This window comes from Stenotrophomonas sp. YJH_SMC_57 (assembly GCF_059369755.1).
In genome coordinates, this window is sequence record NZ_JCAFSZ010000022.1 from 19053 (window position 1) to 28785 (window position 9733).

Sequence of the window (9733 nt, forward strand, 5' to 3'; positions counted from 1 at the left end):
GGAAGGCATGCGCATCCGGGCATGCGGCTGGGCTTCAAACCCAGTAGGGGGCGTCGATCGTTCCCTGGTAGGTTCGACTCCTGCTGCCTTCCGCCATTGGTGTTTCCGCAGGAGATGTCGGCATGGCCACGCACGCGCAGTCCCCCGCCCCTTCACCCGCCGATGCCCCGCAACGCCTGACCTCGCTGGCCCATGGCGGTGGTTGCGGCTGCAAGATCGCGCCGGGGGTGCTTTCCGAGTTGCTGCGTGGGATTCCGGCACTTGCCGCGCCGGCCGAACTGCTGGTCGGGCGTGAGACCAGCGACGACGCAGCGGTGTATCGCCTCGATGATCGCCAGGCGATCGTCGCCACCACCGATTTCTTCATGCCGATCGTCGACGACCCGTTCGACTTCGGCCGCATCGCTGCGACCAATGCATTGTCGGACCTGTATGCGATGGGCGCGCGGCCACTGTTCGCGCTGGCCATCGTCGGCATGCCGATCAACGTGCTGCCACAGGACACCATCCGCGGCATTCTGCAGGGTGGTGAACGCGCCTGCGCCGCTGCCGGCATCGTGGTTGCCGGCGGCCACAGCATCGATTCGGTGGAGCCCATCTACGGCCTGGCCGCGATCGGCGTGCTCGACCCGCAGCGGCTCAAGCGCAATGCCGATGCACGCGCCGGCGACGTGCTGGTGCTGGGCAAGCCATTGGGCGTGGGCGTGTACTCATCGGCACTGAAGAAGGACGTACTGGATGCCGACGGTTACCGGCAGATGCTCGATTCCACTACCCGCCTGAACAGCGTTGGCGTGCCGCTGGCCGCATTGGACGGCGTGCACGCGATGACCGACGTCACCGGTTTCGGCCTGCTCGGCCATCTGCTGGAAGTGTGCCGCGCCAGCGGCGTGGCCGCCGAGGTGGACAGTGCACAGGTGCCGATGCTGCCACAGGCCCTGGCGTTGCTGCAGCGTGGCTGCGTGACCGGCGCCTCCGGCCGCAACTGGGCCTCGTATGGCGCCGAGGTGCAGTTCGCCGATGGCATGGCGGCGCACTGGCAGCCATTGCTGACCGATCCGCAGACCAGCGGCGGCCTGCTGGTGTCGTGTGCACCGGAAGCGGTGGATGCGGTGCTCGCCTGCTTCCACGATGCGGGGTTCGCCCAGGCAGCCGTGGTGGGCCGCCTGAACGCGGGAGCGCCGGGCGTCAGCGTGGCCTGAGCGGCGGACCGAAGAAGGGCGCCCGAAGGCGCCCCTGCCATCTCACTCGATGTTCTGCACCTGCTCGCGGATCTGGTCGATCAGCACCTTCAACTCCACCGCGGCATTGGACGTACGGCTGTCCACCGACTTCGAGCCCAGCGTATTGGCTTCGCGGTTGAACTCCTGCAGCAGGAAGTCCAGGCGGCGGCCGACCGGCTCGCGCTGCTTGAGCACGCGGCGGATCTCGACGATGTGGCTGCCCAGGCGGTCCAGTTCCTCATCCACGTCCAGCTTCTGCAGCCACAGCACCAGTTCCTGCTCGGCGCGGCCGGGATCGACCGGGTGCGGCAGATCGGCCAGGCGTGCGGCCAGCTTGGCGCGCTGGCCGTCGCGAATGGCCGGAATCAAGGTGCGCACTTCGGCGGCGATGCGCTCGATGCCATCCACGCGCTCGGCAATCGCCGTAGACAGCTTGTCGCCTTCGCGCTCACGGGCGGCAACGAAGCCGTCCAGCACCTGGTCCAGCAGCGACAGCGCCTCGGCCTGCAACGCTGCCGCGTCAGTGGCTTCGCCCTGGGTCACGCCCGGCAGCTGCAGCAGTTCCGTGAAGCTGACCTGCAGATTCGGGAAATCGGAGGTCAGCCGGTGGGCCAGCTGGCCCAGCTGCCCCAGCAGCACCTCATTGACCTGCAGGCTGCCCGCCGCTTCCGGCGCGCGCAGGCGCATCACCAGATCCAGCTTGCCGCGGCTCAGGCGCGCCGCAATGCGTTCACGCAGCTGCGGCTCCAGCGCCCGCAGTTCCTCGGGCAGGCGGGTGCCGACCTCGAGGAAGCGGTGGTTGACCGAGCGCAGCTCGCAGCCCAGCGTGCCCCACGGGGTGACCCGCTCGCCGCCGGCATAGGCGGTCATGCTTCGAATCATGGAATGTGTCCGGTGCGTGCAAAGGGGGAATGGTACCCTAGCGCCCTCACCTGAGCCCCCTTGCCCGCCCCGTGAAGGCCGCGGGCATGGCGGCGTACCCCCACGCCATTACGGAACCTGCACCATGTCCGATTCCCGCCCCAGCGGCCGCCAGCCCGACCAGCTCCGCCCGGTCGTCATCCAACGCGGCTTCACCCGCCATGCCGAGGGGTCGGTGCTGGTGTGCTTCGGTGAAACCCGCGTGCTGTGCACCGCCAGCGTGGAAAACCGCGTGCCGGGCTTCCTGCGTGGCAAGGGCGAAGGCTGGGTGACCGCCGAATACGGCATGCTGCCGCGCGCCACCCACACCCGCAGCGACCGCGAAGCGGCGCGTGGCAAGCAGGGCGGCCGCACGCTGGAGATCCAGCGCCTGATCGGCCGCAGCCTGCGTGCCTGCGTGGACCGCAACGCGCTGGGCGAGCGCACCATCACCCTCGACTGCGACGTGCTGCAGGCCGACGGCGGCACCCGCACCGCCGCCATCACCGGCGCCTACGTGGCCCTGGTCGATGCAGTGAACGTGCTGATGAAGCGCGGCGACATCAAGCGCAACCCGATCCTGGGCGCGGTCGCGGCCGTGTCGGTGGGCGTGTACCGCGGCACCCCGGTGCTGGACCTGGACTACGCCGAAGACAGCGACTGCGACACCGACATGAACGTGGTGATGAACGACGGTGGCGGTTTCATCGAACTGCAGGGCACCGCCGAAGGCCATGCCTTCCGCCGCGATGAACTGGACGCGCTGCTGGGCCTGGCCGAGAAGGGCGTGGCCGAGCTGCTGGCCGCGCAGCAGGCGGCGCTGTCGGCATGAACCGTCGTATCGCCCTGGCCACCCTGGTGGTGGCCGACTACGACGAAGCCATCGCCTGGTACACCGGCAAGCTCGGCTTCTCGCTGCTGGAAGACATCGACCAGGGCCAAAAGCGCTGGGTGGTGGTCGGCCCGACCGACGGCAGCGCCGCCGCCCTGCTGTTGGCCCGCGCCAGCAACGAGGAACAGCGCAGCCGCATCGGCAACCAGACCGGTGGCCGGGTCGCCTTCTTCCTCAACACCGACGACTTCCACCGCGACCACGCGGCGATGCTGGCCGCCGGGGTCGAATTCCTGGAAGCACCGCGCGAAGAATCCTATGCGACGGTCGCGGTGTTCCGCGATCTGTATGGCAACACCTGGGACCTGCTGGAGCCCCGCCAATGAAGAAACTGGTACTGGCCAGCCACAACGCCGGCAAGCTGGTGGAGATGCAGGAGATCCTCGCCGACCTGCCGTTGCAGATCACCTCGGCCGCCGAGCTGGGCCTGGGCGACGTGGAAGAGACCGGCCTGACCTTCGTCGAGAACGCGCTGCTGAAGGCGCGCGCGGCCTGCGAAGCGACCGGCCTGCCGGCGCTGGCCGATGATTCGGGCCTGATCGTCGATGCCCTCGGCGGTGCACCGGGCCTGTACAGCGCGCGCTATGCCGGCCAGCCGACCAATGCCGCGGCCAACAACGCCAAGCTGCTGGACGCGATGGCCGAAGTGCCCGACGGCCAGCGCAGCGCCCGCTTCTATGCGGTGATCGTCCTGCTGCGCCATGCCACCGACCCTCAGCCACTGATCTGCGAAGGGCGCTGGGAAGGACAGATCACCCGCGAACCGCGCGGCAGCAACGGCTTCGGCTACAACCCGGTGTTCCTGGATACCACCCACGGCCTGACCGCTGCGGAGATGGAAACGGCCCTGAAGAACGCCATCAGCCATCGCGCCCTCGCCCTGCAGCAGCTCAAGCAGCAGCTGGCCACGCTGTATTGATGCGTTCCTGATTACCCAAGGGAAGCCGGCCAGTGGCCGGCACTACCGATGAAGCCCATGCCGCACGCCCACGACCACTGCAACCACCTGCCCGGCGAAACCTGCCCGGGCGACCACGACACTCCGCCGCGCCTGGTGCCGCCGCCGTTGTCGCTGTACGTGCACCTGCCGTGGTGCGTGCGCAAATGCCCCTACTGCGACTTCAATTCGCACCAGGCCAAGGGCGAGCTGCCGTTCGATGCCTACATCGACGCGCTGCTGCGCGACCTGGACCAGGACCTGCCGCTGGTCTGGGGACGGGTGGTGCACAGCGTGTTCTTCGGTGGCGGTACGCCCAGCCTGTTCCCGCCGGAAGCAATCGACCGCTTCCTGCAGCAGGCCAGCGCGCGCCTGCGCTTCGCGCCCAATGCCGAGATCACCCTGGAAACCAACCCGGGCACCGCCGAACACGGCCGTTTCGACCGCTATCGCGCGGCCGGCGTGAATCGCCTCAGCTTCGGCATCCAGAGTTTTGACGACGCGATGCTCAAGCGTCTGGGCCGCATCCACGACAGTGGCGAGGCCGAGCGCGCGGTGAAGATGGCGCAGGACGCGGGCTACGACAATTTCAACATCGACCTGATGTACGCGCTGCCGGAACAGACCCTGGCCGGCGCCGAGGCCGATCTGGAGCGCGCCTTCGCACTGCAGCCGGCGCACATCTCGCACTACCAGCTGACCCTGGAACCGAACACGGTGTTCTTCGCACGGCCGCCGCAGGGCATTCCCGATGAGGACAACGCCTGGGACATGCAGGAACACTGCCAGGCCCTGCTGGCACAGGCCGGCTTTGGCCAGTACGAGGTCAGCGCCTATGCGCGCCCTGGCCGGCAGAGTGCGCACAACCTGAACTACTGGCGCTTCGGCGACTACCTGGGCATCGGCGCCGGCGCGCACGGCAAGATCAGTTCCGGGGCCGAGCAGCACGTGCTGCGACGCTGGAAACTGAAACATCCGCAGGCCTACCTCGACAGCGCAGGCACCCCCGCCTCGTTCGGCGGCGACGATGTCATCGCCCCCGGGCGGCTGCCGTTCGAGTACATGCTGAACCTGCTGCGCCTGCACGAAGGTTTCAGCCTGCGCGATTTTGAATCGCGCACCGGCCTGCCGCGCAGCGTGCTGGACGCACCGCTGGCCGACGCCGTGCAGCGCGGCTGGCTGCACATGGCGGACGGCCACGTGCAGCCAACCGAGCTGGGCCGCCGCTTCAACAACGATGTGGTGAGCCTGTTCCTGGACGAGTAAGGCCTCCGCCGTAACGGATAGTGCCGGCCGCTGGCCGGCAATCCGGTGCGGATCGCGTTGCCGGCCAGCGGCCGGCACTACCGCGCATCGGGGCCATGCCCGGCAGATGCATTTCACATTCACCCTAAAGTAGCGCCGACATCGGCCGACACGGTAGATTCACCAGATCGATCCGCGGGAATCCGGGTACCGCTCGCCGATGTCAGCTGTTTTTTCCCCCACCCCTGCCGACAAGGCCCGCCTGGCCGCGGCCGACCTGCCGCCGCGGGTGCGCGAACTGCTGGGCGCGTTGATCGGCCTGTGCCGGCAGACCCTGGCCGCGCCGCTGATCCTGACCGTCGAAGCGCTGGAACAGACCCTGCTGCACGACGCCGATCGCGCGCGCAATCCGCTGCAGCAGGCCGAACTGATGGCCCAGCGCGGACAACTGCATGCCTTTGCCGGTCACTTCCCCGACCGGATGCTGGATGCCGTTGCCGAGGCCCTGGCACGCCTGCGCGAGCCTGCGACTGCAGCCACCGCCGGGGCCACCCCGCCGCCGCTGCCCGGCGTGCTGGGGCTGTCGCTGGTGGCCGAGCATGACGTCGACCGCGACCTGCTGCTGACCGAGATGATCCGGCGCGAAACCCTGCGCTCGACCAATACCCTGAACCTGCTCGGGCAACGGCTGGGCGTGCTGGCGGCGGCGCCGGCATTCGAGGCCGACGCGCTGCCGCTGGCGCCGCAGGCATTGTGCGCGATGGTGCGCCGGCTCGCGGAGCAGGACGCCCTCGGCGCCGACGTACAGCTGGCGCTGTATCGCAGCTTCGAGCGCCAGGTGCTGGAACGGCTGGGCGATGTGCTCGACCGCGCCAATGCGCTGCTGGCCCAGCACGGCGTTCTGCCCGGCCTGGTCTACACGCCCTACCTGGCGCGTTCGTCGAGCACGCGACGCATCATCACCCACTCCGTCGGCGGTGGCCGCGCGACGCAGCCGGCCAAGCGCGCCCCCGCAGCGCCGCTGACCGGCTGGAACGGATCGGCACCGTCGGGCTCGTGGTCGAACCTGGTGCAGGAGGCGGTCAGCGACGCCGGTGGCCGCGACACCGTCGTGCCTGGGCTGACCACCGCCACCGGCAGCGCGCTGCACGACCTGCTGCAGCAGGCCAGGCACGCCAGCACCGCGCCCACGCAGTCCGCTGCGGTACCCAGCGCCGCCGTGGATGCGGTGCTCGCGCGCCTGCAGGCCCAGTCCAGCGCCGCCACCGGCCTTGCCGACCTGCAGACCGCGGTGGTCGCCCAGCTGCGCAGCGAACACGGCGCGCAGGCCCAGCTGGGCAGCCACGACCGCGACAATCTCGACCTGCTGCGCCTGCTGATGCAGCAGGTACAGCAGCAGCAACGTCCCGACCCGGTACCGGCCGCGCTGCTGGCGCGCCTGCAGGTGCCGCTGGCGCGCGCGGCCATGGCCGACCCTGGCTTCTTCGTGCGTGACGAGCACCCCGCCCGCGAACTGCTCAACCAGATCGCCGAAGCCGGTGCCCATTGGCTCGGCGATGATGACGTCGACCCCCAGCTGCTGCAGCGCATGGCGCAGAGCGTGCAGGGGCTGCTCGGCCAGGATGCGCGCACGCCCGAGGCCTTCGCGGCCGCCAATGAGGACGTGCAGCAGCACCAGCGCGCGGCCGCCCATCGCGCCGAGCTGGCCGAGCGCCGCCACGTCGAGGCCGCGCGCGGCAAGGAACGCCTGGACCTGGCACGACGCCAGGCCAGTGCACAGATCGACCAGTGCTGCGATACGCAGGCGCCGCCGCGCTTCGTGCAGACCCTGCTGCGCCAGGCGTGGGCCGACGCCCTGACATTGACCCGCCTGCGCCATGGCGACGATTCACCGCAGTGGCAGGAACGCCTGCAGCAGACCCAGCGCATCGCGGCGGTGACCGCACAGACCGCGGATGCTGCCGGTGGCACCGACACCACGCTGGCCACCGAAGTGGAAGCGGCGCTGGTGCAGGTCGGCTACCACGCCGAGGAGGCCGCCGCCGTCGCGCGCCGCCTGGCCACTCCCGGCGGCGAGGACGAAAGCACCTCGCGTACCGAACTCAGCGCACGCCTGAAAGCGCGCGCGCGACTGGGCGAGCATGCCGGCACGTCCAGCGCAGGCGCGCACGCCGAGCCACGCAGCAGTGCCGAAGAAGCCGCCTACCAGCAGCTGTCCACCCTGCCGTTCGGCAGCTGGTTCGACGTCGACACCGGCGATGGCACGCTGCGCCGCCAGCGCCTGTCGTGGTACAGCCTGCTGACCGGCCACGCGCTGATGGTCAATCCACGCGGACAGAAGATCGCCGATACCGACCTGGATACCCTCGCCCGCCAGCTCAGCGCCGGCCGCGCGCAGCTGGTCACCGAAGACAAGGGCCGCCTGGTCGATCGTGCCTGGCAGGCCAGCCTCGATGCGCTGCGTGCGCTGGCCGCTGGCCACACCCGGAAAACCCCTGCATGAACACCCAGCCGCCACAGGACACCCGTCGAGCACCGCGCCGCCAGGTCTCGGACCTGGTGCCGGTCACCGACCAGATGCGCGACAGCGTAGTGGGCCGCCTCGGCAACGTCTCTGAAACCGGCATGCTGATGCTGGCCAGCGTGCCGTTGCGCGAGGATGCGCTGTACCAGCTGCGATTCCCGCTGCCGATGGCAGATGGCCACCAGCAAGCCATCGACGTGGGCGTGCACCTGCTGTGGAGTGAACCGGCGCACGTGCCGGGCCAGAACTGGACCGGCTTCCGCTTCCTCACCCTGTCACGCGAACATCGGCAGCTGCTGCGCCAATGGGTGGGCGAAGACAGCGACGAGGGACCGGTTTCGACGGCCTGAGTGCCGGTTCCGGCACAGCGATTTTTCGCGGTATGCGGCAGAATCTAGGGCCGTTTTCCGTGTCGAGCCACCGCAATGATCCAGCAAGACCCCGGCGCCCTGTATTCCGACCACCTGGCCGTGCTGTGCCGACGTGCCGAACAGGCGCTGGCCCGCGGCGGCTTCGATCACCTGGTAGTGCCCAGCGGCACCCTGCACTACCAGGTGTTCGACGATCGCGACTACCCGTATGCGGTGAATCCGCAGTTCAAGGCCTGGCTGCCGCTGACCCGCGTGCCGAACAGCTGGATCGTGTTCACGCCCGGCAAGCGCCCGGCGGTGATCTTCCACCAGCCCTTCGATTACTGGCATGTGGTGCCGGATGCACCGAGCGGCTGGTGGGTGGACCACTTCGACATCCACATCATCCGCACGCCCGAAGAAGCGCTGGCGCTGCTGCCGGCCGACCCGTCGCGCTGCGCGATCCTCGGCGAGCCGCAGAGCGCGCTGGGTGCATTCGCGCCGAACAACCCGGCGCCGGTGGTGAACTACCTGGAATGGCACCGCGCCTGCAAGACGCCGTATGAAATCGTGCTGATGCGCCAGGCGCAGGTGCTGGGCGTGCGTGGCCATCGTGCCGCCGAGGCCGCGTTCCGCAATGGCGCCGACGAATTCAGCATCCACATGGCGTACTGCCAGGCCGTCGGCCAGGATGCCAACGAGCTGCCCTACGGCAACATCGTGGCCTTGAACGAACATGCCGCCGTGCTGCATTACACCGAGCTGGGCCGCAAGGTGCCGCAGCCGCTGCGCAGCTTCCTGATCGATGCCGGCGCCAGCGCGCAGGGCTACGCCAGCGACATCACCCGCACCTACGCCGCGCACGGCCACGACGAGTTCGCCGCGATGATCGACGCCGTCGATGCCGCCCAGCAGCAGATGTGTGCGGCGGTGCGCGCCGGCTTCGACTACAAGCAGCTGCACGTGGACGCGCATCTCTCGCTGATGGGCGTGCTGAAGGACTTCGACGTCATCAAGGTATCGCCGCAGACCGCCGTGGAAACCGGCGTCAGTGCCGCGTTCTTCCCGCACGGCATCGGCCACCTGATCGGCCTGCAGGTACACGACGTGGCCGGTTTCGCGGCCAGCGACGAAGGCGGCCGCGTCGAGCGCCCGGCGGGGCATCCCTACCTGCGCCTGACCCGCGTGCTGGAGCCGGGCATGGTGGTGACCATCGAACCGGGCCTGTACTTCATCGACATGCTGTTGAACGAAGTGAAGGACGCAGGCCATGGCGATGCGATCAACTGGGATCGCGTGGACTTCTTCCGTCCGTATGGCGGCATCCGCATCGAGGACGAAGTGCTGTGCACCGAGGGCGAGGCGGACAACCTGACGCGGCCGGAGTTTGCTGCGGCCAACGGCTGAGCCCCTCGTGGTTGGGCGCTGAATCGAGAGCCGCGCTTGGCGGCGCGGGGTGGGTTCGCGGGGGACGCCGTGAACCCATCCATGGGGGCTTGGCCGCGGCATCCATGCCGCGGACTGATCTGGCCCCCCGTCAGCGGACGCCAAGAAGCGATACTTTGATCGCACTTGGAGGTCCCTTATGTCCCGTATCACCCGTCGTAGCTACACCGATGAGTTCAAGCACCAAGCCGTGGAGCTGGCCGAGTCGCTCGGGCC

The 9733-nt window shown here is 69.0% G+C and carries 9 protein-coding genes and 1 tRNA gene; 9 read left to right on the forward strand and 1 reads right to left on the reverse strand.

The window, feature by feature from the left end; translation table 11 throughout:
* Both AC5P7U_RS20355 and selD read left to right on the forward strand, forming a co-directional pair.
* A tRNA-Sec gene (locus tag AC5P7U_RS20355) sits at window positions 1-96 on the forward strand.
* Window positions 97-122: 26 nt separating this feature from the next.
* The gene (gene selD, locus AC5P7U_RS20360; protein WP_006466663.1) at window positions 123-1202 is read left to right on the forward strand and encodes a selenide, water dikinase SelD; all 1080 of its coding nucleotides are present in this window, start codon (window positions 123-125) and stop codon (window positions 1200-1202) included.
* A 42-nt stretch (window positions 1203-1244) separates the two neighbouring features.
* On the opposite strand, the gene AC5P7U_RS20365 is transcribed toward selD, so the two are convergent.
* The gene (locus AC5P7U_RS20365) at window positions 1245-2105 is read right to left on the reverse strand and encodes a YicC/YloC family endoribonuclease (protein WP_040007165.1); all 861 of its coding nucleotides are present in this window, start codon (window positions 2103-2105) and stop codon (window positions 1245-1247) included.
* Window positions 2106-2229: 124 nt separating this feature from the next.
* Between AC5P7U_RS20365 and rph the strand changes: the two genes are divergently transcribed.
* From rph to pepQ, 7 genes are all read left to right on the forward strand, one after another.
* Window positions 2230-2955: a ribonuclease PH gene (gene rph, locus AC5P7U_RS20370; protein ID WP_049426699.1), complete on the forward strand. Its 726-nt coding sequence runs from the start codon at window positions 2230-2232 to the stop codon at window positions 2953-2955.
* A complete protein-coding gene (locus AC5P7U_RS20375) occupies window positions 2952-3341 on the forward strand; it encodes a VOC family protein (protein ID WP_006466720.1) in 390 nt (129 codons plus the stop codon). The genes rph and AC5P7U_RS20375 overlap by 4 nt, the downstream gene beginning before the upstream one ends.
* Window positions 3338-3934 (forward strand): RdgB/HAM1 family non-canonical purine NTP pyrophosphatase, encoded by a 597-nt coding sequence (gene rdgB / locus AC5P7U_RS20380; protein WP_006466722.1) that lies wholly within the window; start codon window positions 3338-3340, stop codon window positions 3932-3934. Before AC5P7U_RS20375 ends, rdgB begins: the two co-directional genes overlap by 4 nt.
* 57 nt (window positions 3935-3991) lie before the next feature.
* Window positions 3992-5218, forward strand: coding sequence for a radical SAM family heme chaperone HemW (hemW, locus tag AC5P7U_RS20385; RefSeq protein WP_308308857.1), 1227 nt, complete (start codon window positions 3992-3994; stop codon window positions 5216-5218).
* Window positions 5219-5417: 199 nt separating this feature from the next.
* The gene (locus tag AC5P7U_RS20390; protein ID WP_197565099.1) at window positions 5418-7700 is read left to right on the forward strand and encodes a DUF1631 family protein; all 2283 of its coding nucleotides are present in this window, start codon (window positions 5418-5420) and stop codon (window positions 7698-7700) included.
* Entirely contained in the window at window positions 7697-8071 is a 375-nt protein-coding gene (locus AC5P7U_RS20395) for a PilZ domain-containing protein (protein ID WP_197565100.1), read from the forward strand. Before AC5P7U_RS20390 ends, AC5P7U_RS20395 begins: the two co-directional genes overlap by 4 nt.
* Before the next feature lie 75 nt (window positions 8072-8146).
* On the forward strand, window positions 8147-9478 hold the full coding sequence (gene pepQ, locus AC5P7U_RS20400) for a Xaa-Pro dipeptidase (protein WP_006467004.1): 1332 nt from the start codon (window positions 8147-8149) through the stop codon (window positions 9476-9478).
* Window positions 9479-9733: the final 255 nt, after the last annotated feature.

Excerpts from the sequence above, each read along its gene's own strand:
- selD (WP_006466663.1), top strand. The coding sequence starts at position 123 with ATGGCCACGCACGCGCAGTCCCCCGCCCCTTCACCCGCCGATGCCCCG.
- AC5P7U_RS20365 (WP_040007165.1), bottom strand. The coding sequence starts at position 2,105 with ATGATTCGAAGCATGACCGCCTATGCCGGCGGCGAGCGGGTCACCCCG.
- rph (WP_049426699.1), top strand. The coding sequence starts at position 2,230 with ATGTCCGATTCCCGCCCCAGCGGCCGCCAGCCCGACCAGCTCCGCCCG.
- AC5P7U_RS20375 (WP_006466720.1), top strand. The coding sequence starts at position 2,952 with ATGAACCGTCGTATCGCCCTGGCCACCCTGGTGGTGGCCGACTACGAC.
- rdgB (WP_006466722.1), top strand. The coding sequence starts at position 3,338 with ATGAAGAAACTGGTACTGGCCAGCCACAACGCCGGCAAGCTGGTGGAG.
- hemW (WP_308308857.1), top strand. The coding sequence starts at position 3,992 with ATGCCGCACGCCCACGACCACTGCAACCACCTGCCCGGCGAAACCTGC.
- AC5P7U_RS20390 (WP_197565099.1), top strand. The coding sequence starts at position 5,418 with ATGTCAGCTGTTTTTTCCCCCACCCCTGCCGACAAGGCCCGCCTGGCC.
- AC5P7U_RS20395 (WP_197565100.1), top strand. The coding sequence starts at position 7,697 with ATGAACACCCAGCCGCCACAGGACACCCGTCGAGCACCGCGCCGCCAG.
- pepQ (WP_006467004.1), top strand. The coding sequence starts at position 8,147 with ATGATCCAGCAAGACCCCGGCGCCCTGTATTCCGACCACCTGGCCGTG.